Origin of the sequence: Mesorhizobium sp. M7A.F.Ca.MR.245.00.0.0, from assembly GCF_003997415.1 — a bacterium.
Taxonomy (GTDB): domain Bacteria; phylum Pseudomonadota; class Alphaproteobacteria; order Rhizobiales; family Rhizobiaceae; genus Mesorhizobium.
On sequence record NZ_RZTE01000002.1, the window covers coordinates 48,492 to 72,666 of the forward strand.

Below are 24,175 nucleotides of genomic sequence, written 5' to 3' on the forward strand. Positions count from 1 at the left end.
TCAGTCTCCACCGCCCTGCTGCCATTTACGACGTTGCAGCCCGAAATAGCTGAAAAGGATCGCCGCTAGCAGGAACGGGATCATCGCGACCGCGATCGCGGCTCCCTCGCCAAGCTGGCCGCCGGAAATGCCGCGCTGGAACGAGAGCGTCGCCATCAGATGGGTGGCATTCACCGGCCCGCCGCGAGTCAGCACATAGATCAGCTGGAAATCGGTGAAGGTGAACAGGACCGAAAAGGTCATGGTGATGGCGATGATCGGCGTCAGCAGCGGCAGCGTCACATAGCGGAACAACTGCCAACGGTTGGCGCCGTCGAGCGTCGCGGCCTCGTAAAGCGATTGGGGAATCGTCTGCAGGCCGGCCAGCAGCGTGATGGCCACGAAAGGAATGCCGCGCCAGACATTGGCAGCGATCACCGAGGCGCGCGCGTTCTCCGGATCGCCAAGGAAATTGATGCGGTGATCGATCAGTCCCATTTCCATGAGCGCCCACGACAGGATGGAGAACTGCGAATCGTAGATCCACCAGAAGGCGATGGCCGAGAGCACCGTCGGCACCACCCACGGCAGCAGGACAATCGCGCGGAAGAACGATTTGAAGGGAAGGTTCTGGTTGAGGATGAGCGCCAGCCAGAGGCCGAGCGCGAATTTCAGGATCGAGGCGCTGATCGTGTAGAGCAAGGTGTTGAAGACGGAGAGCCAGAAGACGGCGTCGCTCCACAGATATTCATAGTTTTCGACGCCGATGAAGATGCCGGGGCGGCCGATGCGGGCATCGGTGAAGCCGAGCCAGACGCCGAGCCCCAGCGGATAGGTCAGGAAGACAAGCAGCAGTGCAGCCGCCGGAAGCATGAAGCCGAAGCCAAGTGCGTTCCGGCTTTCGCTCCAGCGCGACAGAATCCGTGAGAAGATCGAAGGTCGCGGCTGGATAGCAGCTGACGGCACGGCCATGGGTTGGCTCCTGCTGAGGTCTCATTGATAGGCCGGATCGGCCGCGACGCAATCCGAAGCCAGCCGGGCAGCGGCGCTGCCCGGCTGAGCCGGCTCAAACGCGATAATAGCGATTTGCCCGCTTCTCGGCCTCTTCCATTGCCTCTTGCGGCGTGGCCTGGCCGGTCACCGCTTTGGCGAACATGTCGACCAGCACGTAGTCGGCCATGGTTGCCGCCGAGGCATAGCCGAGCGGCCCGGCATAGCCGTTAGGCCGCAGAGTAGCCGAAGCCTTGGCGTAAGCGGCGTTGTTGGGATCGGCAGTCCACACGGGGTTGTTGTCGAATGCCTTCAGTGTCTGGCAGCAATATCCGGCCGAGGAGGTGATCCAGTCCTTCATTTGCGGTTCCTCGAACATGAACTGCAAATACGCCTTGGCCGCGTTGGGGTAGGGCGTGTAATTGAAGATGACGGCCGTGGTCACCTGGAACAATTCGACGGATTTGCCGACAGGACCGATGGGCAGGTTGGTCGTGCGTATGTCCTTGGCGATTTCAGCCAGCTTTGGATCTTTGTCCTTGTTGATCTTGGCCGTGTTGTAGGCGGAAATTCCATTGGCGATCACCCCCAGTTCGCCGGCCAGGAAGGCGCGGTTGTTGTTGACGTCGAGCCAGCTTTCGGTGCCTGGAATGAAGGTCTTGTAAAGCTCCTGCGCGTATTCGATCGCCTTGAGGGTCTCGGGGCTGTTGATCGTTACCTTGCCACTCTCGTCGACCATCTGGCCGCCATGGCTCCACAGCAGCCAATGAGCATAGTTGTTGCCGTCGCCGACGCCATGACCATGCGTGAAGCCGGCCGGATGTCCCTTCGCTTGCAAGGCCTTGCAAAGTTCCAGGAAGCCTTTCGTGTCCTTGGGAAACTCCGAAAAGCCGGCCTCTTTCACCCAGCTTTCCCGATAGACGATGGCATTGCCGATCGTGGCCAGGGGCAGGCCGACGAACTTCCCGTCGCGTGTCGCATATTGCTTAGGTCCCTCGTGCCAGCCGCCATATTTCGAGCCGAGATACTCGCCCAGTTCGCTCACGTCGTGCAGCTTGTCGGGATATTGGTGCGGGTCATCGAACCAGACGAACATCAGGTCGGGGCCGGACCCGACATTTGCCGCGACCGCCGCCTTGGGACGAATGTCCTCCCAGCTTTCCTTGTCGACGCGAACCTCGACACCTGTCGCCTCGGTGAAGCGCTTGGTGTTGGCCAGCCATTGGTCCTCGTCGCCCTGGACGAAGGGCGACCAGCGCAGCAGCCTAAGCTTGGCGCCATCCTCGGGTTTGTATTTCAGTCCGTCCTGGGCAAGGGCCGGAGAGCTGATGAACCGACTCCCCAAGGCACCTGCCGCCGCGCCGGCGGTGGTGCGGATCACGTCGCGTCTGGTGAACTTCATGCTCGTTTCCTCCTGTTTGTTGTCCTTGCCTTGTGGTCCTAACGATCGGTACGTGTCTGGAATCTCTGTCCGGTTTCTCCGTGAAAGAGATGGATGAGGCCGGGCTCGGCCGTAAGCCGGATGGTTTCGCCCGGCGTGAAGGAATGTCGTTCCCGAAAATTCGCGACGATCTCTTCGCCGCCGGCGGTCCGGCCGATGAGCTGCACTTCGGACCCGGTTGGTTCAACCACCGCGACGATGACCGGAATGCCCTGGTCGTCCGACAGCCGCAAATGCTCGGGCCTTATTCCCAGCACCACAGGCTCGCCATTGCGGATGGAAAGTGCCGAGGCCAACGGGACCGAAATCCCCCCGGCACCGCGGAATGAGGGTGAGCCGTCGGTAGCGATCTCGCCCCTCAGCAAATTCATGGCCGGCGAGCCGATGAAGCTGGCGACAAAAAGATTGTTCGGCCGGTCATAAAGTTCCAGCGGCGGCCCTATCTGCTCGACGATGCCGTCATGCATGACCACGATCTTGTCAGCCATGGTCATGGCTTCGATCTGATCGTGCGTGACGTAGACTGTCGTGGTCTTGAGGCGCTGGTGCAGTTCCTTGATCTCGGCGCGCATCTGCACCCTGAGTTTGGCGTCGAGATTGGACAGCGGTTCGTCGAAGAGAAAGACCGCCGGATCACGAACGATCGCGCGGCCCATCGCGACGCGCTGGCGTTGGCCGCCGGAAAGCTGCCGAGGATAGCGCGCCAGCAACGGCACCAGCCCAAGGATTTCGGCCGCGCGGCGCACGCCTGCATCGCTCTCCGGCTTGGAAACTCCTTTGAGCATCAGCGAGAACGCCATGTTCTCGGCAACGGTCATGTGTGGGTAGAGCGCATAGTTCTGGAAGACCATGGCGACGTCGCGCTCCTTGGGCGCAACGTTGTTGACGACACGTTCGCCGATCGCGATCTGGCCGCGTGAAATCTTTTCCAGGCCTGCGATCATTCTGAGAAGGGTTGATTTTCCGCAGCCTGACGGCCCGACCAGAGTGACGAACTCGCCGTCCTCGATGTTCACGCTGACCCCGTGCAGGATCTCGACAGCGCCGAATGATTTATAGACTTCGCCAATTGCGACAGACGCCATCGATCCTCCCAACAAATTCCCGCGACGTCGTCGAAGGAACAACGCTTCCGCTAGCGACAGCCCTGGCTCCTCCCAGGCTCACGCTAGGCCGAAACGGTAGCGCTACCAAACCGGGCTGTAAAGCGTTTACGGGAAAGCCGAACCTTGGAGGGTCCGCTTCGCGCCACACAATCCTCCCAGCTACTCCTGCGTCCGCTTCTGCGCGATCAAGTCCAGCCGTCTGCGGTCGCAGCGTTCGCGTTCGTCGCGGTTGCGCACGTCCTTGTAGGCGCGCTCCGACTGGCGGCGATAAGGCTGGCTTCCTGCCTGGCGCTCGCCAGGTCGCCTCCTGGCGTACGGCCGCCTGGGCGATGCGATAAGCGGCCGTAGTGATATTCCGGATCGAATGGCCCTTTTCGTAAGGGGCAGTCATTCCGGAACGATCCTTCCCGCTTAGTTAGAATTCCACGTTGAGCTTTGCATTGAAGCCGTTCTGCTGGACGGCGGAGCCGAACTGACCCTGATAGGCGACGCTGAGGGTTGCGGCATCGGTCAGGTTGAGATCGAGCCCTGCTTCGATGGCGGCACTGTCCTTTGCGATCGGTACGCCAGCGATTGTGAAGGCATCACCGGCAGAGAAGGCATGTGCTGGTCGGTATGATGCTGCCATAGGCATGGCGCCAGCCCAGCATGCCGCGCGCTGTGGCATCGATGGCGCCGAGCGTGAAGCCGGCGGAGGCTCTGAGACCAAGCGTGGTGAAGGTGGCGTCGGTGGTCTGGCTGGCGCTGGTCAATGCTGCCGCGCCGCCCTTTTCCGTTAATCGTGCCATCGAGCGTAAGGTTGTCACGCACTGCTATCTGGTCGCTCACGCCCGTGGCCGGATTTCCAGCGGTGCCGGCACTACCCAACTCGTAATCGAGGATGGATCGGCCGACAGCTCCAGATTGCCATCGACCGTCAGCGTACCCCACGAGCGCGCCCTTTCGGGCGCTCGGGTTTCAGCGCAAGGCCGACGACCATTTGCACCAAATGATTTCGGAGCGAGCGCTGCCCGTCCACGGTGTAGAGCGTGCTGCCAAAAATGCGCGAGAAGGTGGCTCGGTTGGAGACGTTGAAGAAGCTCGACGCGCTGATGTGCCAGTGCAGTTGGAGGGGGGACACGTCTTCACGGAAAAGGCCATCCGTGCGCCCGCGCCGGCAAATCGCTTCAAGCTTTTGAATAGCCCCTGCGTTCAACAGCCTGATCAGTTCAGACTGTTCGAGATACACGCCATGATGGATGTTTTCGATCATCACGATCCTGATGAAATCCGGATGGCGGCTGTGGTGATCGAAGGTGAACTCAGCGAGCCGCTTCAGTGCCTCGACAGGCGACAGATGATCCAGCTCCAGCTCCTGCTCGCCCGTTCGCACCTGCCGGTAGGCTTCCTCGAGGACGCGGCCGTAGAGCCGCTCCTTGTCGCCGAAATAGTAGTAGATCATCCGCTTTGACGTGTGCGTCTTTGCCGCGATCTCGTCGATGCGCGCGCCCGACAGGCCGTTTGCGGCAAACTCGGTCATCGCCACCGCGAGTATGTTCTTTTGAACGCCGGCGGGATCCTGCTTCCACCCGCTGCGGCCGCCCGCTGCCACCTTCTCGTTCAGCACCATCTCATCACTCATGTCCGCTCCTCGCAATCGTGGCACCAGCACCTGAGTCTAGCAAATTAACCGAATAGTACAAAGTTGTTGACGAAATTAACTGACTGGTACAAAGTTGCGCTCAGTTCGATTTGGGAGGATCGCTTGGCCTTGTTTGCCGCCACCGCGGAAAAATGGGAGACGTCTCCCAACTCGCGGCGCATATTGGTGGGCTTGCTCGGGCGTGGAATTCAGCTTTCCCGGACGCCGGCAATGCACGAGGCGGAAGGCCGCGCCCAGGGGCTTTCCTGCGTTTATACGCTGCTCGATACCGAAACCATGGGCGAGACTGCGCCCCCTTTGGCCGATCTCGTCACCTTTGCCGGGCACTTCGGCTTCACCGGCTTCAACGTCACGTTTCCCTACAAACAGGAAATCATCTCGCTTCTCGACGAGCTTTCCGAGGCGGCCGAGATCCTTGGCTCGGTGAATACCGTGGTGTTGCGACGCGGCCGGCGCATCGGCCACAACACCGACAAGTGGGGGTTTAAGGAGAGCTTTCGTCACGGGCTGGCCGGCGAAAACCGACGCGAAGTGCTGCTGCTGGGAGCTGGCGGCGCCGGCGCTGCGGTGGCCCAAGCCTTGTTGGAAAGCGGCGTCGAGACGCTGCTGATAACCGACTTGCAGGTTGGTCGGGCCGAAGCGCTGGCGTCTCGGCTCAGGCCGCCCGGAGGCACGCAAAAGGTGGAGGTCGTCTCGGACCTTGCCGTGGCTTCGGCTCGCGCAGACGGCATCGTCAACGCGACCCCGGTCGGCATGGCAAAGTTGCCCGGCATGCCGATTGCCGCCGATCTGTTGCGACCGGAGTGCTGGGTCGCCGACATCGTCTACCTGCCGCTCGAAACGGAACTGCTCAGACAGGCACGGCAACGGGGCTGCCGTACGCTCAGCGGCGAGGGCATGGCCGTATTCCAGGCCGTGCGTGCTTTCGAGCTTTTCACCGGGCTTGCGCCCGATGTTGAACGGATGAAGGCGGCGTTTGCCGCCTTTGGGAGCGTCCGTGACCGAGCCGACACATGACTTGGACAATAGCCAATAGGGAGGAAAGAACATGACTTTCAATGCCACACGCCGGGAACTCCTGGTCGGGGCGGGCGTGCTCGCCACGACGGCAGCCTTTCCCGCACTCGCCCAGGACAAGCCGAAGCTGCGCTTCTCGGCCGTGTTCTCCGAACAGGACATTCGCGCCGACATGATGAAAATGTTCGCCGATGCGATCAAGGACGACTTCGTCTTTGAGGGCTACTACGGCGGCAATCTGTTCAAACAAGGCACCGAGCTCGTCGCCCTGCAACGCGGCAATCTCGAGATGGGCAATATCGCACCGCAGGATATCTCCAAGCAGATCCCGGCATGGTCGATCGTCACCGCCGCCTATTTGTTTCGCGACGCCGCGCATTTGAAAACCTTCTTCGCCGGCGATCTCGGCGCAGAGATGAAGAAAATGGCCGAGGACCAGCTTGGCGTGCGTGTGCTCGGACCGACCTATTTCGGCGCCCGGCAAATCGGCCTCAAGCCGGACAAGAAGATCACGACGCCAGCCGACATGGCGGGCATCAAGCTGCGCATGCCGGGCGGCGACGCCTGGCAGTTCCTCGGCTCCGCACTCGGCGCCAATCCCGTCGCCATGGCCTACGCCGAGGTCTATACCGGGCTGCAGACCGGCGCGATCGACGGTCAGGACAATCCGCTGCCGAATGTGGAGAACATGAAGTTCTATGAGGTCATGTCGCAGATCGTGCTGACCTCGCACCTGGTCGGTTTCGATCTGCTGACCGTGTCGAAGAAGGTGTGGGAGGAGATGGGCGCCGACAAGCAGGCGAAGTTCCAGGCCGCCGCTGACGCCGCCATCGAGTTCAGCACGCAAAAGCATCTTGCGCGCGAAAAAGAGTTGGTCGAGTTGTTCAAGGGCAAGGGTCTGAAGCTCTACGAGCCCGACATCGCTGCGTTCCGCAACTACGCTCAGGAGAAATACCTGTCGTCGGACCTGGCCAAGGACTGGCCGGCCGGCATGGTCGACAAGATCAACGCGCTCTAAGCCGGAGGCACGGCGGGGCTTGCGCCGCGCCTCCTCATTCCAGCAGGCGGAGAAGCCCGCGTGACACCTTCGCTCCGAAACTTTGGTCGCTGGCTATACCGGCGCGCCGAGAACGTCCTCGCCGTCATGCTGGCCGCAATGTTCGCCGCCTTCCTGCTGCAGATCGTCTTTCGCTACCTGCTCAACATGCCGATCGGCTGGACCAACGAAATCAGCGTGATTCTGTGGATCTGGCTGGTGCTGTGGGGTGCAGCCTTCGTTGTCCGCGAGGAGGAGGAGATCCGCTTCGACCTCTTCTACGCCTCGGCCCCACCGCGCGTTCGCCGCATCATGTTCCTCATCGCGGCCGCTTCGCTGATCGCGCTCTACGCGATTTCATTTCCAGCCGTGCTCGATTACGTGACGTTCATGAAGGTCGAAAAGACCGCCTATCTGAAGATCCGTTTCGACTGGCTGTTCTCGATCTACGTCATATTCGTCGTGGCTATCATTGTCCGCTACCTCTGGCTTTCCTGGCAGGCCGTGTTCGGCAGGGCGCCAAAGGAGTTCGATCCCACCAAGGCGGGGTCGGGCGTATGAATCTCGCCAGCCCATTCTCGATCGCGGTCGTCGCGATCACCATACTTGCCTTCCTCGGGCTGCCGATCGGGCACTCCATGATCGCCGGCTCGATCCTCTATCTGCTACTGGCAGGGCTCGACATGGGGACGGCGGCCGAGCAGCTGCTGAACGGGATGTACAACAACTACATCATCCTCGCCGTGCCGCTGTTCATCCTGGCTGCGGAACTGATGAACATCGGCTCGATGACCGAGCGCCTGCTGCGCTTCTGCGATGCCGTGGTCGGCCGGCTCCGGGGCGGCCTTGCCTACGTCAACGTCGTCCAGAGCATCATCTTTGCGGGCATGTCGGGATCGGCCATCGCCGATGCGGCCGGCACTGGCAAGATGATGCAGATGATGATGACCAAGGACGGCAAGTACACGCCAAGCTACGCTGCGGCGCTGACGGCCGTGACCTCCGTCATCGGCCCGATCATCCCGCCGTCGATCCCCATGGTCATCTACGCGCTCGTGTCCGACGCCTCGATCGGCTACCTGTTCCTCGGCGGCGTCATTCCCGGCCTGTTGATGGCGGCGGCGCAGATGGGGATCGTGGCCTATCAGGCGCGGCGCAACAACTTTCCGGTCGAAGCCCCGACCCCGCTGCGCGAACTCCCGGGCATCACCTGGCGTGCCTTCCCCTCCCTCATGATGCCGGTCGTGTTGCTCGGCGGCATATACTCTGGCGTCACCACGCCGACCGAGGCGGCAGCGGTTGCTGCGGCCTATGCGCTGGTCATCTCCGTGGTGCTCTACCGCAGTGTCAGCTTCGCCGACTTCTATCGTTCCGTGCTGGCCAGCGCGCGCACCTCGGCCTCGATCGGCATGCTGATCGCCGGCGCCCTGGTCTTCAATTATGTGGTCACCGTCGAGAACATCCCGGACTCGATAAAGGTCATTCTCACAAGCTGGGATCTGTCGCCCATCGGCTTCCTGATCCTTGTCAATATCCTGCTGCTGCTGCTCGGCTGCGTGCTCGAAGGCACCACGATTCTTCTCGTGATCGTGCCCGTCCTCATCCCGACGGCGCGCGCGCTCGGCATCGACATGGTGCATTTCGGCGTGATGGTGGTGGTCAACATCATGCTCGGCCTGGTGACGCCGCCATACGGTCTGCTGCTGTTCATCATGACGAGGATCGCCGAAGTGCCGCTGAAGGACATTGTCCGCGACGTGCTGCCGTTCCTGTGGGCGATGATCGCTGCGCTAGCCCTCATCACGTTCTTCCCGGAGTTTGTGCTCTGGTTGCCCAGGCTACTGGGCTACCAGGGCTGATCGAAGACAAAGGAGCCGTCATGGTGAAGCCTATCTACGTGATCAACGGTCCGAACCTGAACCGGCTCGGCAAGCGCGAACCGGAAATCTACGGCACGACGACGCTGGCCGAGATCGAGGCTCTCTGCCGCGAAGCGGCCGGCGACACGCCCGTTCGCTTCCATCAGTCGAACAGCGAGGGCCAGATCATCGACTGGATCCACGAAGCGATCGACGAGGGAGCCGGGATCGTCATCAACCCGGCCGGCTTCTCCTTCACGTCGATCGCCATCCTCGATGCGCTGAAGATGTTCTCCGGCCCGATCGTCGAGCTCCACATTTCGAATATTCACAGGCGCGAGGAGATTTACCACCGATCGCTTGTGTCGAAGATCGCGACCGCGGTCATCGCGGGCCTCGGGCCTCGGGGATATGCCACCGCCGTGAAATCGCTGAGGGAATTGACGGACGAATAGCCATAGTCGGCGACCTCGCCAGGCACCACTCCCGCAAGAATAAACGAATGGGTTAGCTCAATAAGCCTCGCTTCAAGTTTTGACAGGACTTAGCAACGAAGGGAAGAAAGCCACATGTGTCCTCCAGGATGCCTTCATTCGATCTGCGAAAACGCCACCCGCAGGGGACTGCTGAAAGCCGGATTTACGCTCGGCCTTGGCGCGGCAGCGGCAGCCACGCTTCCAACCGTGCCGCCAGCCCAGGCGGCGGCGACGAGTTTTACCGACACGGTCGACCTCTCTCACGCGCTCTATGAAGGGTTTCCCACTTTCAGCGGCGAGAAATGGTTCACAGTCGAGCATCTCGTCACCTTCGCCAAGGACAAGGTGAACCTCAATCGTTGGACGATCGTCGAGCACAGCGGCACCCACATGGACGCGCCTATCCACTTCTCCGCCGACGGTTTGACGGCCGACATGATCCCGATCTCGGATCTGATCGTCCCTGTCGCCGTCATCAACATCGCGGCGCGCGCCGCCGAGAACGCGGACACATCGCTAACGCCGGATGACATCAAGGCGTGGGAGTCAAAGAACGGCCCACTCCCGCAAGGCTGTTGCGTGGTAATGAACTCCGGATGGCACAGGCTGGTCGGCGACCCGAAGTTCACCGGTAACGACAATAAGAAGAGAAATCACACACCCGGTTTTCATGTCGAGACCGCGCAGTTCCTGATTGGCGAGCGAAAGGTGAAAGGGATCGGCGTCGACACGCTTTCACTGGACACAGGGCTTAATTCGGGCGGGGCGTTTCCTGTCCACTACGAATGGTTGGGCAGCGGTCGTTGGGGCGTGGAGTGCCTGGCGAACCTCGATGCAATCCCTGAATCCGGAGCGCGTCTCTTCCTCGGGATTCCCAAGGTGAAAGGCGCGACCGGCGGGCCCACCCGCGTCATCGCGCTTCTTTGATGCAACCAGGAACGTCCGCTCACAGATATTACCTGCTCCTTGGACTTGGCCAAGTCCAAGGAGCATGGCTTGGACCTCGGCGATGAAAACCTCGATTGCCACCGTATCGATCAGCGGGGACCTCCGCGAGAAGCTTGCGGCCATCGCCGCGGCCGGCTTCGACGGCGTGGAAATATTCGAGAATGACTTTCTTGCTTACGACGGAAGTCCTGCCGAGGTCGGGCGGATGGTCAGGGATCACGGCCTGGAAATCACACTCTTCCAGCCTTTCCGCGATTTCGAAGGAATGCCCGAACAACAACGTTCGCGCGCATTCGAGCGGGCGGAGCGCAAGTTCGACCTGATGCAAGAGCTCGGCACGGATCTGATGCTGGTGTGTTCCAACGTCTCGCCGCTGGCGCTGGGCGGCATCGACCGTGCTGCCGACGATTTCCGCGAACTCGGCGAACGGGCAGGACGACGCGCCCTTCGCGTCGGCTACGAGGCGCTGGCCTGGGGGAGGCATACCAGCGACCATCGCGACGCCTGGGAGATTGTCAGGCGGGCGAACCATCCCAACATCGGACTGATCCTTGACTCCTTCCACACCTTGGCGCGACGGATGGATGTGGAGACGATCCGCGCCATCCCCGGCGATCGCATTTTCATCGTCCAGCTTGCCGACGCCCCGCTGATTGACATGGACCTGCTGTACTGGAGCCGCCATTTCCGCAACATGCCGGGCGAAGGTGACCTGCCGGTCGTCGACTTCATGCGAGCGGTTGCGGCAACCGGCTACGACGGGCCGTTGTCGCTCGAAATATTCAACGACCAGTTCCGCGGTGGATCGCCCAGGTCAATCGCGGTTGATGGCCACAGGTCCCTGGTCTACCTCATGGACCAGGTTGCACGCGCCGAGCCGGACATCGCGATCGACGTGCCGGCCTTGCCGGAACGTGTCGCGGTCAGCGGCATCGAGTTCGTAGAGTTCGCCGCGAACGAAACCGAGGCTGAAGAGCTGGTGCTGCTACTGCGTGCCATGGGATTCTCGCTGATCGGCCGCCACAAGAACAAGGATGTGGTGCTGCTTCGTCAGGGCGCCATCAACATTGTCGTCAACACCGAAAAAGAAGGGCTGGCGCACTCCTCGTACCTCGTTCACGGCGCTTCTGCCTATGCGTTCGGATTGAAGGTCGACGATGCCGCCGCAACCGTGGCCCGGGCTCGCGCGTTGGGCGCCGAGCTTTTTGAACAGCGCCATGGTCCTGATGAGTTGGCGATACCGGCAATACGCGGGGTCGGGGGCGGGGTGATCTACTTCATCGACGGCAAGAGCGAGTTGGCAAAAGTCTGGGAGATCGAATTCGAACCGGCCAACGATGCCGGCAACGATGCCGGGCTGATGGCAATCGACCACCTCGCTCAATCAATGAACTATGAGGAGATGCTGACCTGGCTGCTCTTTTACACATCGATCTTCAAGACGAGAAAATTGCCCATGGTGGATGTGATCGATCCGGCCGGCGTCGTGCGCAGCCAGGTTGTGGAGAGCGATGATGGCGGGCTTCGGCTTACTTTGAACGGTGCGGAGAACCGCAGGACGCTGGCCGGCCATTTTATCGCTGAGAGCTTCGGCTCGGGCGTGCAGCATCTGGCCTTCTCCTGCCGCGATATCTTCCAGACCGCCGACCGCCTGACAGAGCTCGGCTTCAATGTGTTGGAGATTTCACCGAACTACTACGCCGATCTCGAAGCACGCCTCGGCCTCGAACCGGAATTCACGCACCGGTTGCGGGCCCGAAACATCCTCTTCGACCGGGACGAGGGCGGTGACTATTTCCAGCTCTACAGCCAGACCTATGGCGAAGGTTTCTTCTTCGAGATCGTTGAGCGCCACGGTTATCGAGGCTACGGGGCAGCCAATGCTCCATTCCGCATTGCCGCCCAGAAGCGAACACTGCGGCCAAAAGGCATGCCAAGGGTTTGACCATCACGACGTGAGCGAAAAGCGAAATTCCACTCTGGGCACAAGCTGACTTGGCTCCACCTTCGCTACTGGTGCAATCGTGCCGCCTCGCCCGTGCGCTCGGATGTCTGCTTTTGGGATGCTGCTAGGACTACTCAACGACCGACATGCGGTGCGAAGCAGGCATCCGGCACCGCCCGTCGCGAAGGCGGAAACGGCCGAACTCGCCTTCGCTACTCCTGCGTCCGCTTCTGCGTGATCAGGTCCAGCCGCTCGCGGTCGGAGCGTTCGCGTTCGTCGCGGTTGCGTACGTCCTTGTAGGCGCGCTCGACCATGTTGGTGCGGGCGGTCGCCGCGGCGATGAGGCTGGCTTCCTGCCTGGCGCTCGCCAGGTTCGCTTCCTGGCGCACCACCGCCTGGGCAATGCGGCGATGGTAGAGATCGGGAAACAGGGCGGAGAGCGAATCGGCCTGGTCGAAATGGCCGACCAGTTCCCTCGCTTCGGTTTCGGCGGCACTGGCCGCCGCAAGGAAGGTGGCGTGGCGGGTTTCGTGCAGCGCCTTCAGCTGTTCCTGAACCTTGACCAGCTTCTTGAGGCGGTCCTTGCGCGTGCTCATTTCTATCTCGCCAATGTCAGATCGACGAAGCCGTCGACGAACAGCGACAGCATGGTGCCGACGGCGAAATAGAAGATGATCATGCCGCCGGCGATGATGAAGGGCTGGGAGATGAAATAGATCGGGATCTGCGGCGTCAGCTTGTTGACGAAGCCGATCGTCAGATTGACGAGAATGGCATAGGCGACGAACGGGCTGCCGAGGCGGATGACCAGGAAGAACGTGTCCGACACCGTGTCGGTGACATCGACGAGGGCGGCCTGCGGGTTGAAGAAGACGTTGACCGGCGCGACCGTGTAGGAGGAAACCAGCGCGCGTATTATCTCGTGGTCGAAATCGAAGACGAACAGCATCAACAGCGCCGAGAACGAGATGATTGCGGCAAGGGCTGCCTGGGGTTCGGGCTCCTCGATCGCCGGTCCGCCGGTGCCGCCATAACCGACCAGCATGGCGATGGCCGAGCCCATGAAGCGCAGGGCTTCCATGTAGAGCCTGGTCATGGCGCCGATCAGGCCGCCGACCAGAAGTTCCGAAATGATCATCGGCACAAGGATCTGCGGGCGCGGGTCGACGAAAGGAAAGATCTTGTCCCACAGGAAGGCAAGCAGGCCGCCGGTGGCGGCGACCGCCACGAACAACCTGACCTGGACCGGGACGCGGGCGCTGGAGAGGCCCGGCATCAGCATGAAACAGGCGCCGATGCGGCAGAAGGCGAGGAACGCCGCGATGACGACGCCTTGCGACAGCACGCTCACGATATGGTTCCGAGCACCTTGATCTCGACGCCCTTGGCGATTTCGACATGGCTGAGCACCGGAAGTGTGGTGAACAGGCGCTCGATGATCATGCGCACATAGGGGCGGGCGTCGGGCGCGGTGACGAGGACGAAACGCTCGCCGGCTTCCAGATACTTCTTGATCGCCTTGGTGGCGTCCTGGCCGAACTCCTCGAGCTGGCGCGGGTCGATGTCGAACTCGCGCACCTCACCCTTGGCGTCGCGCTTGAGGCTCTGGTGGAAGGCGAGATCCCAGCGGTTGCCGAGGCGCAGCACTTTCAGCACGCCGCCCTCGGACAGGTCGCCGCATATCTGCTGGGCCATGCGGATGCGGACATGCTCGACAATCTGCTCGGTGCGGCGCACATGCGGCGCGATCTCGGCGATCGCCTCGATGATCAAGTGCAGATTGCGGATCGAGACGCGCTCGGCCAGCAGCAGCTTCAGCACCGCCTGCAGGCCGGGATAGGAGATGTGCGTGGTGCAGATCTCGTCGGCGAGCTTGCGGTATTCCTGGTCCTGGCGTTCGAGCAGCGCCTTCATGTCCTTGTAGGACAGAAGCTGCGGCAGGTTGTTGCGGATGACCTCGGAGAGATGGGTGAGCAGCACCGACATGTTGTCGGCGAAGGTGTAGTTCTCGCGCTTCAGATCCTCGGCGAAGGCTTCGACGACGGAATAGGCGCGCATGCCGAAGGCCGGCTCGCGGATTTCCTCGCCCGGTATCTCGGGTATGTCGCGATTGCCGAGCAGCACCATGATCTCGCCGACGCGCATCTGGTATTCGGCCACCACGGTGCCGTGCACCTTGATCTGGTAGCTCTTCGGCGGGATGGCGAAATCGTCGGCGACACGCACTTCCGGCACCACGAAGCCGTACTGGGTGGCGAATTTCTTGCGCATCTTGCCCATGCGGAAAACCAGTTCCTGATGCGACGTCAGCAGCCTTGTCGACAGCTGCTTGCCGATCAAGAGCTCGATCTCGGCGGTGGCGAGCGAAGCCTTGACCGAGTTCTTCTCCTCCTCGACCTTGGTCGCCTTTTCCTGGTCCTTGATTGCCTCGGCTTCGGCGACGGCGCGGTTGGCGCGCATCGGGATGACGTAGCCGAGGCCGGCCATGCCGGCGGCCAGCGCAAAGAACGGGAACAGCGGCAGGCCGGGCATCAAGCCGAGCAGCACCAGCAGCGATGCCGCGACATAGAGGGCGCGCGGGTGGGCGCCGAGCTGGCCGAACACCGCCTGGTTGGTCGAGCCGCGGGTGCCGCCCTTGGAGACGAGCAGGCCGGCGGCGAGCGACACGATCAGGGCCGGGATCTGGGTGACGAGGCCGTCGCCGACCGACAGCTTGATGAACACGTCGGCGGCTTCGCCCATGCCCATGCCGTGCCTGATGTAGCCGATGGCGATGCCGCCGACGATGTTGATGGCGGTGATGATGAGGCCGGCGATGGCGTCGCCGCGCACGAACTTCGAGGCGCCGTCCATCGAGCCGAAGAAAGAAGATTCTTCTTCCAGTTCGCGGCGGCGCAGCTGCGCGGTCTTGTCGTCGATCATGCCGGCCGACAGGTCGGCGTCGATCGACATCTGCTTGCCGGGGATGGCGTCGAGGGTGAAGCGCGCGCCGACTTCGGCGATACGCGTGGCGCCCTTGGTGATGACGATGAAGTTCACCACGATCAGGATCATGAAGACGATCAGGCCGATGACGAAGTCGCTGGCCATCACCAACTTGGAGAAGCCGGCGATGACATAGCCGGCGGCATGCGTGCCCTCATTGCCGTGCGACAGGATCATGCGCGTGGTGGCGATGTTGAGCGACAGCCGCAGCATGGTGGCGATGAGCAGCACGGTCGGAAAGGACGAGAAATCGAGCGGCCGCTGGATCCACAGCGCCACCATCAGGATCAGCACCGAAAGCGCGATCGAGAAGGCGAGGCCGATGTCGATGAGAAAGGCCGGAATCGGCAGAAACAGGACGGCCAGGATGATGACGATGCCGATGGCGAAGAAGACGTCGCGGCCGTTCTTGGCCACCGCGCCGGGCTGAATGCTTTCGCTGATCGCCATATCGTCCTCAAACCCCATAGACTGCCGAGCGCGCGACAGCCCTGTGAAGGTAGCCCGCCAAGCTTGCGCGAGGGTGGGAGACTGGCTAGTTCGAACGACCATGCGCAGATCGCCGTGCCGGTCGGCCTTGTAAAGAAGGGAAACCCGTGCTTCTGATCATCGGCACCATCCGCCTGCCGCCAAACAAATTGGAGGAAGCTAAGCCCGCTATGGAACGCATGGTTTCCGGCAGCCGCGCCGAGCCCGGCTGTCTCGAATATTCCTATGCGCAGGATGTTTTCGATGCCGGGCTCATCCGGGTCACGGAAGTCTGGAGTGACAGGGCAGCGCTCGACGCGCATTTCGCCTCGCCGCACATTGCGGACTGGCGTGCGAGCTGGCCGGCGCTAGGCATAGGCGAGCGCAACCTCGTGCTCTATGAAGCCGGCGAGCCCATGCCGACCTGAACGGTCCGTCAGCCGATCGATATCGCGCCCGCTGTGTGATGTCTGTCGGCATTTTGGTTGCCATGCCGTGCCGCCGGGCGTATCAGGCTGGCTTTCCACTGCCTTTCGATATCGGCGAGCCGCCCGGGTGCTTTCCAGAAACCACAGCGAAGTCTACGCCCGCCGGTTGCGCGCAGTGCTGGTCAGGTCGTTGCCTCTGCTCGAGGCACGCGGCATCGTGGTGGTCGTTCTCGCCGGTGTCGTAGGCGTGATGGCGGGCATATTGGTCACGGCGATGAGCCAGATCGTGCAGGACCTGCACGGGCTGCTGTTCGGCGTTCAGCCAGGCGGCCGGCTTTCCGGCATGTTCTCGCTCGCCAATCCGATGCAGGCTCTGATACCGGCGATCGGCGGCATGCTGCTGGGGCTGACGGTGGTCTGGCTCAGGATACGGAAATTCCGCACGCCGATCGACCCGATCGAAGCCAATGCGCTCTATGGCGGGCGCATGTCGCTGACCGACACCTTCATCATCGCCGGCCAGACGATGATCTCCAGCGGTTTTGGCGCCTCGGTCGGGCTGGAAGCCGGCTATACGCAGGTTGGCTCCGGGCTGGCATCGCGGCTGGCGGGCATCTTCAGGCTGCGCCGCAACGATGTCCGCATCCTGGTCGGTTGTGGTGCGGCCGGCGCCATCGCCGCCGCCTTCGATGCACCGCTGACCGGCGCCTTCTACGGCTTCGAACTGGTCATCGGCATCTACTCGGTTGCCAATGTCGCGCCAGTCTTGACAGCCGCGATCTGCGCCTCGCTGACGGCCGAGATGTTCGGCGGCGTGCCGTTTCCGCTCGAGCTTTCGGGCCTGCCGGCGCTCACCGCCAGCCAGTATGTGCCGTTCCTGCTGCTCGGCCTGCTCGGCGGTGCCGCCTCGATCGCCATCATGCATCTGGTGACACTGATCGAGCGCGGTTTCGCCAGGCTGTCGATCGATGCGGCGCTGCGCCCCGTCATCGGCGGCGTCATCGTCGGGCTGCTGGGCCTTATCACGCCGCAGGTGCTGTCCAGCGGCCATGGCGCGCTGCATCGCGAATTCTCGATGAATTACGGGCTGGCCGTGGTGGCGAGCGTCTTCGTGCTCAAGCTGGCGGCGTCGGCGGTCTCGCTGGGGTCGGGTTTTCGCGGCGGATTGTTCTTCGCCTCGCTGTTCCTCGGCGCGCTGCTCGGCAAGGCGTTCGCGGATGTGATGATTGTCGTCTCGCCGGCAACCGGCATCGACCCTGCCGTCGCCGCCGTCGTCGGCATGACGTCGCTCGCAGTCGGTGTCGTCGGCGGTCCGCTGACGATGACCTTCCTGGCGCTGGAATCGACCCGCGACCTGACGCTGACCGGCGTTGTGCTGGCCGCCTCGATCATGTCGGCGATCCTGGTGCGCGAGACCTTCGGCTACTCGTTCTCGACATGGCGCTTCCATTTGCGCGGCGAGACCATCCGCAGCGCCCACGATGTCGGCTGGATGCGCAGCCTCACAGTCGGCTCGATGATGCGCAAGGACATCAAGACCATCTATGCCTCGACGTCGCTGGCAGCCTTCCGCAAGCAAGTGCCGCTCGGCTCTGCCCAGCGGGTCATCGCGGTCGACGCGGGCGACCACTATGTCGGCGTGCTGATCGTGGCCGAACTGCACAGCGATCCTTCCGATGGCGAGGTGCCGGTGCGCGATCTTGCCAAATACAAGGACGCGGTGCTGGTGCCGAGCATGAACGTGCAGGCCGCCGCGGAAACATTCCAGCGGGCGGGCGCCGAAGAACTCGCTGTCGTCGAGGATTTCACCGACCACATCGTCTTGGGGCTTTTGACCGAAGGCCATCTGATGCGGCGCTATGCCGAGGAACTCGACAAGGCGCGCCGGGACCTGTCGGGCGAGGGGTGACGGGACGGCCAAGCGGGGTGCCTGCGACAGTGGTTGCGGAGCCCTAATGCTCGATAGGTCCCTTGGCCATCACAAGCGCTGTGCCGGCGGTGGTCGGGCGTTCGATCATGCGCCGCACGCGGGGCGGTTCGTCGCCGCTGTGCAGGGCCCGCACGCGTTCGCCGATGACGGCGTCGGCATGGGTTATGCGTCCATTGTGCCTGATATATTCGATCCAGGTCGGCGTGTGATAATGCTCGATCCATACGGTGGGATTCTCGAGATCGCGCGCCAGCGTCCAGTTGCGGGCGCCGTCACGACGGCGGATGCGGCCGCGTTCGGCCATGATGGCGAGGAACTCCGGTTCGTCCTCGTGCCGGATCACATACTCGATCATGATGGCGATGGGACCGCTGCGCGGCTTCAGGTCAAGCGCCAAATGCGGTTCCTTGAAGCGATTGAGCGGATCGAGGTTGAGCACCTGCTGTTGCGGTAGCGGGAGCAAAAGACCGATGGCGCCGCCGGCCAGCATGGCGACGCTGGCTGCGATCAGCGCGGCTTCGGCGCCGTGCGCATCGGCGACGACACCCCAGATCCAGCTGCCGAGCGCGATGCCGCCGAAGGTCGCGGTCTGGTAGACCGACAGCACCCGGCCGACCACCCAGCGCGGCGTCGCCATCTGCACCGTGACGTTGAAATGCGAAAGCGCGATCACCCAGCAGGCGCCGCCGACAAGCAGGCCGAGCGACGTCTGCCAGGCATGCTGGCTGACGGCGGCATTGAAGGCGCAGACAGCGAAGCCGGCGAAAGCACAGCGCACCATCGTCTCGCTGGAGAGCAACTGCCGCAGCCTGACGCTGATCAAGGCGCCGCCGACCGCGCCGATGCCGAAGGCGCCGAGCATGATGCCATAGGTCAGCGCATCGCCCTTGACGACATCGCGCGCCACCAGAGGCAGCAACGCAAGCACAGCGCCTGCACTGAAGCCGAACGCAGCACCCCTGACCAGCACCTTGCCGATGTTGGGCGACATGGCGACATAGCGCAGGCCGGCGCCCATGGCAGCCCCCAGCGACTCGCGCGGCAAGGTCGATACCGGCACGTTCGGCTTCCAGCGCGCCAGCACGACGATCAGGCCGATATAGCTCACCGCGTTCGCCGCGAAGGCGGCCGCGGCACCGGCCGTGGCGACGATGATGCCGCCGATCGCCGGACCGACGCTGCGCGTCAGGTTAAAGCCCATCGAATTGAGGGCGACGGCTGCCGGTACCTTGTTGCGGGGAACGATATCGCCGACGGAGGCTTGCCATGACGGGCTGTTGAGCGCGGTGCCGCTGTCAATCAGGAAGGTGAAGGCAAGCAGCGTCCATGGCGTGATCAGGCCTGAATAGGTGAACAGGGTCAGAAGCACCGACACCACCAGCATGAAGGTCTGGGCGACCAGCATCACCTTGCGCCGGTCGAAACTGTCGGCGATGGCGCCGGCGACGAGTGCAAACAGCATGATCGGCAAGGTGGTCGAAGCCTGGACCAGGGCCACCTGATAGGGCGAGGTGGCGATCGTGGTCATCATCCAGGCGGCGCCGACACCCTGGATCAAGCCACCGAAATTCGAGACGAGGCTTGCGCCCCACACGGCGCGGAAAATGCCGTGCCGGAAGGGCGCCAGCGCCGAGACGCTCTCGCTGTCCGGCTTTTCGTCAATCATTTGGGGTTCCTGCCATGTCGTGCCTGCTCGTCAGACAATCCGTTTGCGCAGACCGTTTGCCGAAAGTAGGGCATGGCGCCGCAAAGGGCAAAAAAGCTCATGGTCCAACAATGGGATAGAGGCGGTCCAGGCCTTGTCCGCCGTGGGTCCGGAGGTGCCGCTGGGATCGGCGGCGTCTGTCCTCAGACAATTGCGAACGGCATGCCGCGGCACACTTTCCTGGAACAGGTTCAGAAACCGTTCTGGATGCGCTCGAAGATGACGTTGGTGAAGGCCGATATCTGGCTGCCGATGAAGGGACCGGTCAGCGCCACCACCAGCATGATGGCGACGATCTTCGGCACGAAGGTCAAGGTGATCTCCTGTACCTGCGTCAGCGCCTGGATGAGGGCGATGCCGATGCCGACCGCCATGGCGACCAGCACCACCGGAGCGGACGCGACGAGCACCGTCCACACCGCGTACTGGACGATGTCGAGAGCGTCGGCCTCATTCATGGGACTGGCTCTCTGTCGAAAGCGTCAGCTTGCTGCCTTGACCGAGACTCCCGGACCGACGGCGACTTCGGTGCCGTTCTGCAGCACGGCGATGAGACCGTTGCTGGCGAGGCGCACCGAAGCCACGGTGCCCGTGGTCAGGCCGTCGGCGGAGGTGATCGAGCGCCCGATCAGTGCGTCGGCCTGCGACAGCGCCGAGGACTGCATGATCTGATTGAGCTTGGTGTTGGTCTGCACCGACTGCTCGACCTGAGAGAAGGTGGCGAGCTGGGCGACATATTGCGTCGAATCCATCGGCTTGGTCGGATCCTGGTTCTTCATCTCGGCGATCAGAAGCTTCAGGAAGGACTGGTAGTCGACCGCTGTCTTCGAGGTCGACGCCGTGGCCTGATTGGCGCCTGTCGGAATCGTCGTCGTCATGTCCACGTTCATCAGTATCGTGCTCCCACGGCCAGCGGGCGCTCGGCACCCGAAACATCGTCATTACCACCCAGCGCGCGGCGTTCGAGCGGATAAAGCGCGCGGATCGCCTTCAGCGCCTCGTAGATATGATCCTCGCCGACCATGCGGTCGATCTGTTTCAGCGCGCTGCAGATTTGGGTGTCCTCGAAGCTTGCCAGAAGCAGCGGCAGCGAACGGCGGAACATGTCGCGCGCGGCGGCGGCGCCGGCCGGGTTCATCAGCATGACCTGCAGGATGAAATAAAGCTGCTTGAGCGGCGTCGAGGCATCGTCGGCCTGGATCACGTGGCTTTCGAGCAGGAACTGGACGTCGTTCATCAATTCGACAGTGACCTTGCGGTCGACCCGGATGACGGCGCCGTTGATGTAAATCTTTTCGTTCGGCTTGAGCGATATCTTCAGCGTGTTGGTCATTGAATGCCGTCCCTGATGATCTGGGACACCTCGATCAACCCTTCGAAATTGTTGGTGCGGCCCTGACGGATGTCCTCCGCCTCGCGCAGCAGCCACAGGCCGATGGAAATGAGGTTGGCGCGCAGTTCCTTGGGCAGGGCGTTGTCGCTGGAGCCAAGATCCTCGACGAAGGCGGTCCAGACGCGGTTGGTGAAGTGAAGCGCCTCGATCGCCTCCATCGAATCGTGGCCGGCCGCTGCTGCCGCCGCCAGCATGTCGATCGAGCGGGTCAGAAGCTCCCGCTCGCGGTCCTTCGCGTCGGCAACGGAGTTGCTCTGGATGTCGGCGTAGGAGAATTGGTACATCGTTGGGGCTCTACCGTTCCGTTAAGCGTTGTCAGGTCAGGTAATTCAACAGGCTGAGCTGCTGCAGGCGTGCGGTCAACGCGAAAGACGTTTCGATGTGCTGTGTCAGGTCCGCGACCCGTGTCGCGGCTGCCGCCGGATCGACGGCTTCCAGATCGAGAATGTGCCGTTCGAAAAGGTCGACCTGCGTTTTCATCCGATCGTTGGCATCGGAAACCCGCTTCTGGACGATGCCGGTCTCGGATTGAAGCTGGCCAATGCCGCTCAGCGCTTCGCCGACCAATGTGGTGGAGCGGCTGACAACCGTATTCTTCGCCGCCTGGCTGATGTTGCTGGACATCAGGCTGCTGACCATGGCTGCGGCCATAGCGAGTTTCTGAATGCCATCGCTGTTGGCGCTGGTCGAAGTCGGTGTGGTTTCGTTGAGTGCGATGCGGCTGACGATCTGCTGGTCGGTGGCGTTCGACCAGTCGCCCTGCCAACCCGCGCCCGTGAACAGCGGCGCGACATCGTTGGTGATGAAATCGTCCATCTGGGCGGCCGTGATGTTGGCCGCTGCCGGGTCGTCCTGGGTGAAACCGAAATTGGTGAGGAAAGCGGTATCGAATGCAGCCTTGGCGGGAGAGCCGGCAGCCGTGAAATCGTTGATCGGCTTGACGTCGGTGTTGGTGCCGGCAAACAGATATTCACCATTGACGCTGGTGTTGAGGATCGAGGTCAGCTGCTGGATGGTCGCCTTGCCGGAGTCCCGGGTGAGGCTGTTGGACGAGTCGCTTGAGGAAGCGGTGGTCAGGGCGGACAGGAAGGTCTGAGCGGCGCCGGAGAGCTGGCCAAGCGAGGTCTGTGTCGAGGAAAGCCTCGCGCCGACCAGGCCGTTGGAATCGATAATGACGTTGAGCCGGTCGAGATCGCGCGAGAAGGTGACGGACTGGGCGGTGCGCCCTCCGAGAGCCAGCCCGACATCGGCGACCCTGCCGGTCGACGCTTCCTTCGTGGCTTTGACGAGTTCGGCCTGCATGCGCATCTGCTGGGAGCGCATGGCATTGGAGATTGCGGCCGAGGAGACTGAAGTCATGGAATTATCCCACCGCGTTAAGCAAGGCCGTCAGCATGTCGTCGACGGTTTTCATCATCCGGGCCGATGCCTGGTAGGTGTGTTCGAGGTCGAGCAGCAACGACATTTCCTGGTCGACATTGACCCCGGTCGCGTTGGACAGCGCCTCTGCGCTGCGCGATGCCAGTGCTTCCTTGGCATCGGAGGCGGTCGAAGCCTGCTGGCGCACGCCCTCGAACCAGCCGATCGAACTGGCGGCGTAGTCGGATACGCTGGAGGTTGCCGAAACGCCGGCGGCGGGGTCGAAAGTCATCGGCTGGTCGAGCCGGTCGCCATAGGCGACCAGAAGGGTGGAATAGGACGCGCCGCCGCCCGTGTTGGCGACATAGGCCGCACCATTGGCGCCGCCGTCGCGCAGCAGCGTCGGGTTGCCGCCGGTGCTCGGGTCCATCGCTGCATTGACGCTGATGGACGCGGCAAGGCCGGTGACCAGCGTGCCGGCGGCCGGCACGGCCGGCGCTCCCGACCAGGTGAACAGGCCGGCGGCATTGGCCATCGAGGGTGCGGTCTCGGCAAAAGCGGTGATCAGGCCACGCGCGGTCTCGTCGAGCTGGCTCTGCATGGTCGAGGCGACGCCGTCGCGCAATTGCAGCAGGCCGGCAAGCGTGCCGCTGGCGCTGGTGTTGCCGCCGGCTCCCGCCGAGATCGGCACGTTGTCGATGTAAACGGCATTGCCGGCGGCACCCGCGGTATAGCCTGCCGACGCCGCGAAGGTGACCGTGCGCGGTATCGTCTCGAACAAAGTCGTGCCGTCGCCGGTGGTGATGACCATGTCATTGTCGCCTCGTGTGAAGGTCGACACTGGGACATAGTTCGAAATCTTCTTCAAAAGCGCGTCGCGCTGGTCGAGCGCATCGGAAACGTCGGTGCCGGAACGGGTTCCGGACATGACCGCCGTGTTGGCATCCTGGAACTGGCTGAGCAGCGAGTTCAGGTCATCGACGGCGGTGGCGATCTGGCCGTCGGTCTGGGTGCGGAAATCCTGGACTGCCTTGGAGCCCTCGTTGAGCGAGCGCACGACCTGTTTGGCGGCGTCGATGACCGAGGCGCCGAGGTTCTGGTTCGACGGCGAGGTGGCGTAGAGCTGCAGCGCCTGCTGCAGGTTGGCGATCGCGGTCGAGGGCGAGGACGCATTGTCGACGCCATTGACCGCGACGCCCAGCTGATCCATGCCGCTGTAGAGCGCGTTCTGCCCGCTCCAGGCCGATAGCGCGCCGAGATTCTGGCGAAACAAAAGCTCGTTGGCTGCGCGCTGGATATCGACCGAACGCGCGCCCGGCGCCGTGCTGGTGACGACGGCCTGGCGCCGCGAATAGTCCGGGTTGGAGGCGTCGGCGACGTTGCGCGAGACAACGCTTGTCTGTCGCGCGGTGTTCATAAGCGCCGACTGGGCGATACTTAATGCGGTAGACAGTGACATGCGGGTCTT

Annotated in this window: 25 protein-coding genes; 9 read left to right on the forward strand and 16 right to left on the reverse strand. The window is 62.6% G+C overall.

The features are described from left to right. The 6 genes from EOB80_RS03275 to EOB80_RS03295 form a co-directional block, all read right to left on the reverse strand. Nucleotides 1-951 carry a sugar ABC transporter permease gene (locus tag EOB80_RS03275; protein WP_127326660.1) on the reverse strand — a complete coding sequence of 317 codons (951 nt, stop codon included), beginning with the start codon at nucleotides 949-951 and terminating at the stop codon, nucleotides 1-3. Between the two features lie 94 nt (nucleotides 952-1,045). Further along, nucleotides 1,046-2,371: an ABC transporter substrate-binding protein gene (locus tag EOB80_RS03280; protein ID WP_027038230.1), complete on the reverse strand. Its 1,326-nt coding sequence runs from the start codon at nucleotides 2,369-2,371 to the stop codon at nucleotides 1,046-1,048. 38 nt (nucleotides 2,372-2,409) lie between these two features. Then, entirely contained in the window at nucleotides 2,410-3,495 is a 1,086-nt protein-coding gene (gene ugpC / locus EOB80_RS03285; protein ID WP_127326661.1) for a sn-glycerol-3-phosphate ABC transporter ATP-binding protein UgpC, read from the reverse strand. A 436-nt stretch (nucleotides 3,496-3,931) separates the two neighbouring features. After that, on the reverse strand, nucleotides 3,932-4,144 hold the full coding sequence (locus tag EOB80_RS35950) for an autotransporter outer membrane beta-barrel domain-containing protein (RefSeq protein ID WP_348629491.1): 213 nt from the start codon (nucleotides 4,142-4,144) through the stop codon (nucleotides 3,932-3,934). Further along, nucleotides 4,101-4,304, reverse strand: coding sequence for an autotransporter domain-containing protein (locus EOB80_RS35955; protein WP_348629492.1), 204 nt, complete (start codon nucleotides 4,302-4,304; stop codon nucleotides 4,101-4,103). The genes EOB80_RS35950 and EOB80_RS35955 overlap by 44 nt, the downstream gene beginning before the upstream one ends. A gap of 128 nt (nucleotides 4,305-4,432) precedes the next feature. Further along, nucleotides 4,433-5,125 carry a TetR/AcrR family transcriptional regulator gene (locus tag EOB80_RS03295; RefSeq protein WP_127326662.1) on the reverse strand — a complete coding sequence of 231 codons (693 nt, stop codon included), beginning with the start codon at nucleotides 5,123-5,125 and terminating at the stop codon, nucleotides 4,433-4,435. 192 nt (nucleotides 5,126-5,317) lie between these two features. On the opposite strand from EOB80_RS03295, the gene EOB80_RS03300 reads away from it, so the two are divergent. The 7 genes from EOB80_RS03300 to EOB80_RS03330 all read left to right on the forward strand — a co-directional run bounded on the left by EOB80_RS03300 (nucleotide 5,318) and on the right by EOB80_RS03330 (nucleotide 12,439). After that, a complete protein-coding gene (locus EOB80_RS03300; RefSeq protein WP_127326859.1) occupies nucleotides 5,318-6,175 on the forward strand; it encodes a shikimate dehydrogenase in 858 nt (285 codons plus the stop codon). A gap of 31 nt (nucleotides 6,176-6,206) precedes the next feature. Beyond that, on the forward strand, nucleotides 6,207-7,193 hold the full coding sequence (dctP, locus tag EOB80_RS03305; RefSeq protein ID WP_127326663.1) for a TRAP transporter substrate-binding protein DctP: 987 nt from the start codon (nucleotides 6,207-6,209) through the stop codon (nucleotides 7,191-7,193). Nucleotides 7,194-7,253: 60 nt separating this feature from the next. Next, nucleotides 7,254-7,772 (forward strand): TRAP transporter small permease subunit, encoded by a 519-nt coding sequence (locus tag EOB80_RS03310; RefSeq protein WP_245466232.1) that lies wholly within the window; start codon nucleotides 7,254-7,256, stop codon nucleotides 7,770-7,772. Next, nucleotides 7,769-9,070, forward strand: a complete 1,302-nt coding sequence (locus EOB80_RS03315) for a TRAP transporter large permease (RefSeq protein WP_127326664.1) — start codon at nucleotides 7,769-7,771, stop codon at nucleotides 9,068-9,070. Before EOB80_RS03310 ends, EOB80_RS03315 begins: the two co-directional genes overlap by 4 nt. A 20-nt stretch (nucleotides 9,071-9,090) precedes the next feature. Next, nucleotides 9,091-9,525 (forward strand): type II 3-dehydroquinate dehydratase, encoded by a 435-nt coding sequence (locus EOB80_RS03320; protein WP_164762497.1) that lies wholly within the window; start codon nucleotides 9,091-9,093, stop codon nucleotides 9,523-9,525. A 228-nt stretch (nucleotides 9,526-9,753) separates the two neighbouring features. Continuing rightward, nucleotides 9,754-10,473 carry a cyclase family protein gene (locus EOB80_RS03325; RefSeq protein ID WP_210212236.1) on the forward strand — a complete coding sequence of 240 codons (720 nt, stop codon included), beginning with the start codon at nucleotides 9,754-9,756 and terminating at the stop codon, nucleotides 10,471-10,473. Nucleotides 10,474-10,555: 82 nt separating this feature from the next. Next, entirely contained in the window at nucleotides 10,556-12,439 is a 1,884-nt protein-coding gene (locus EOB80_RS03330; RefSeq protein WP_127326666.1) for a sugar phosphate isomerase/epimerase and 4-hydroxyphenylpyruvate domain-containing protein, read from the forward strand. A gap of 212 nt (nucleotides 12,440-12,651) precedes the next feature. Here the strand turns inward: EOB80_RS03330 and EOB80_RS03335 are convergent, their stop codons facing one another. The 3 genes from EOB80_RS03335 to flhA are packed head-to-tail and all read right to left on the reverse strand — an operon-like array spanning nucleotide 12,652 to nucleotide 15,874. Next, a complete protein-coding gene (locus tag EOB80_RS03335; RefSeq protein WP_127326667.1) occupies nucleotides 12,652-13,035 on the reverse strand; it encodes a hypothetical protein in 384 nt (127 codons plus the stop codon). A 2-nt stretch (nucleotides 13,036-13,037) separates the two neighbouring features. Further along, nucleotides 13,038-13,790, reverse strand: coding sequence for a flagellar biosynthetic protein FliR (gene fliR, locus EOB80_RS03340; protein WP_023810025.1), 753 nt, complete (start codon nucleotides 13,788-13,790; stop codon nucleotides 13,038-13,040). Then, nucleotides 13,787-15,874 carry a flagellar biosynthesis protein FlhA gene (flhA, locus tag EOB80_RS03345; RefSeq protein WP_127326668.1) on the reverse strand — a complete coding sequence of 696 codons (2,088 nt, stop codon included), beginning with the start codon at nucleotides 15,872-15,874 and terminating at the stop codon, nucleotides 13,787-13,789. Before flhA ends, fliR begins: the two co-directional genes overlap by 4 nt. A 146-nt stretch (nucleotides 15,875-16,020) precedes the next feature. Here flhA and EOB80_RS03350 point away from each other — a divergent pair, with 146 nt between their 5' ends. Beyond that, a complete protein-coding gene (locus EOB80_RS03350; protein ID WP_127269780.1) occupies nucleotides 16,021-16,320 on the forward strand; it encodes a putative quinol monooxygenase in 300 nt (99 codons plus the stop codon). A 127-nt stretch (nucleotides 16,321-16,447) separates the two neighbouring features. Continuing rightward, nucleotides 16,448-18,229 (forward strand): chloride channel protein, encoded by a 1,782-nt coding sequence (locus tag EOB80_RS03355; protein WP_127326669.1) that lies wholly within the window; start codon nucleotides 16,448-16,450, stop codon nucleotides 18,227-18,229. A 43-nt stretch (nucleotides 18,230-18,272) separates the two neighbouring features. Here EOB80_RS03355 and EOB80_RS03360 read toward each other — a convergent pair whose 3' ends face one another. From EOB80_RS03360 to flgK, 7 genes are all read right to left on the reverse strand, one after another. Continuing rightward, entirely contained in the window at nucleotides 18,273-19,916 is a 1,644-nt protein-coding gene (locus tag EOB80_RS03360) for an MFS transporter (protein WP_127326670.1), read from the reverse strand. Between the two features lie 230 nt (nucleotides 19,917-20,146). Beyond that, a complete protein-coding gene (gene fliQ / locus EOB80_RS03365; protein ID WP_023810020.1) occupies nucleotides 20,147-20,413 on the reverse strand; it encodes a flagellar biosynthesis protein FliQ in 267 nt (88 codons plus the stop codon). A gap of 24 nt (nucleotides 20,414-20,437) precedes the next feature. Next, nucleotides 20,438-20,845, reverse strand: coding sequence for a flagellar hook assembly protein FlgD (gene flgD / locus EOB80_RS03370; protein WP_013529774.1), 408 nt, complete (start codon nucleotides 20,843-20,845; stop codon nucleotides 20,438-20,440). After that, the gene (gene flbT, locus EOB80_RS03375) at nucleotides 20,845-21,288 is read right to left on the reverse strand and encodes a flagellar biosynthesis repressor FlbT (protein WP_023810019.1); all 444 of its coding nucleotides are present in this window, start codon (nucleotides 21,286-21,288) and stop codon (nucleotides 20,845-20,847) included. Before flbT ends, flgD begins: the two co-directional genes overlap by 1 nt. Continuing rightward, nucleotides 21,285-21,632 (reverse strand): flagellar biosynthesis regulator FlaF, encoded by a 348-nt coding sequence (gene flaF, locus EOB80_RS03380; RefSeq protein WP_023810018.1) that lies wholly within the window; start codon nucleotides 21,630-21,632, stop codon nucleotides 21,285-21,287. The genes flbT and flaF overlap by 4 nt, the downstream gene beginning before the upstream one ends. 31 nt (nucleotides 21,633-21,663) lie before the next feature. After that, the gene (locus tag EOB80_RS03385) at nucleotides 21,664-22,707 is read right to left on the reverse strand and encodes a flagellar hook-associated family protein (protein ID WP_127269451.1); all 1,044 of its coding nucleotides are present in this window, start codon (nucleotides 22,705-22,707) and stop codon (nucleotides 21,664-21,666) included. Between the two features lie 4 nt (nucleotides 22,708-22,711). Continuing rightward, on the reverse strand, nucleotides 22,712-24,166 hold the full coding sequence (gene flgK / locus EOB80_RS03390) for a flagellar hook-associated protein FlgK (RefSeq protein WP_127271695.1): 1,455 nt from the start codon (nucleotides 24,164-24,166) through the stop codon (nucleotides 22,712-22,714). Between the last annotated feature and the right edge of the window lie 9 nt (nucleotides 24,167-24,175).

What these genes read in the sequence shown, in the direction of transcription:
- EOB80_RS03275 (WP_127326660.1), bottom strand. Translation starts at nt 951, where the DNA reads ATGGCCGTGCCGTCAGCTGCTATCCAGCCGCGACCTTCGATCTTCTCA.
- EOB80_RS03280 (WP_027038230.1), bottom strand. Translation starts at nt 2,371, where the DNA reads ATGAAGTTCACCAGACGCGACGTGATCCGCACCACCGCCGGCGCGGCG.
- ugpC (WP_127326661.1), bottom strand. Translation starts at nt 3,495, where the DNA reads ATGGCGTCTGTCGCAATTGGCGAAGTCTATAAATCATTCGGCGCTGTC.
- EOB80_RS35950 (WP_348629491.1), bottom strand. Translation starts at nt 4,144, where the DNA reads ATGGCAGCATCATACCGACCAGCACATGCCTTCTCTGCCGGTGATGCC.
- EOB80_RS35955 (WP_348629492.1), bottom strand. Translation starts at nt 4,304, where the DNA reads ATGGCACGATTAACGGAAAAGGGCGGCGCGGCAGCATTGACCAGCGCC.
- EOB80_RS03295 (WP_127326662.1), bottom strand. Translation starts at nt 5,125, where the DNA reads ATGGTGCTGAACGAGAAGGTGGCAGCGGGCGGCCGCAGCGGGTGGAAG.
- dctP (WP_127326663.1), top strand. Translation starts at nt 6,207, where the DNA reads ATGACTTTCAATGCCACACGCCGGGAACTCCTGGTCGGGGCGGGCGTG.
- EOB80_RS03315 (WP_127326664.1), top strand. Translation starts at nt 7,769, where the DNA reads ATGAATCTCGCCAGCCCATTCTCGATCGCGGTCGTCGCGATCACCATA.
- EOB80_RS03320 (WP_164762497.1), top strand. Translation starts at nt 9,091, where the DNA reads ATGGTGAAGCCTATCTACGTGATCAACGGTCCGAACCTGAACCGGCTC.
- EOB80_RS03330 (WP_127326666.1), top strand. Translation starts at nt 10,556, where the DNA reads ATGAAAACCTCGATTGCCACCGTATCGATCAGCGGGGACCTCCGCGAG.
- EOB80_RS03335 (WP_127326667.1), bottom strand. Translation starts at nt 13,035, where the DNA reads ATGAGCACGCGCAAGGACCGCCTCAAGAAGCTGGTCAAGGTTCAGGAA.
- flhA (WP_127326668.1), bottom strand. Translation starts at nt 15,874, where the DNA reads ATGGCGATCAGCGAAAGCATTCAGCCCGGCGCGGTGGCCAAGAACGGC.
- EOB80_RS03360 (WP_127326670.1), bottom strand. Translation starts at nt 19,916, where the DNA reads ATGATTGACGAAAAGCCGGACAGCGAGAGCGTCTCGGCGCTGGCGCCC.
- fliQ (WP_023810020.1), bottom strand. Translation starts at nt 20,413, where the DNA reads ATGAATGAGGCCGACGCTCTCGACATCGTCCAGTACGCGGTGTGGACG.
- flgD (WP_013529774.1), bottom strand. Translation starts at nt 20,845, where the DNA reads ATGAACGTGGACATGACGACGACGATTCCGACAGGCGCCAATCAGGCC.
- flbT (WP_023810019.1), bottom strand. Translation starts at nt 21,288, where the DNA reads ATGACCAACACGCTGAAGATATCGCTCAAGCCGAACGAAAAGATTTAC.
- flaF (WP_023810018.1), bottom strand. Translation starts at nt 21,632, where the DNA reads ATGTACCAATTCTCCTACGCCGACATCCAGAGCAACTCCGTTGCCGAC.
- EOB80_RS03385 (WP_127269451.1), bottom strand. Translation starts at nt 22,707, where the DNA reads ATGACTTCAGTCTCCTCGGCCGCAATCTCCAATGCCATGCGCTCCCAG.
- flgK (WP_127271695.1), bottom strand. Translation starts at nt 24,166, where the DNA reads ATGTCACTGTCTACCGCATTAAGTATCGCCCAGTCGGCGCTTATGAAC.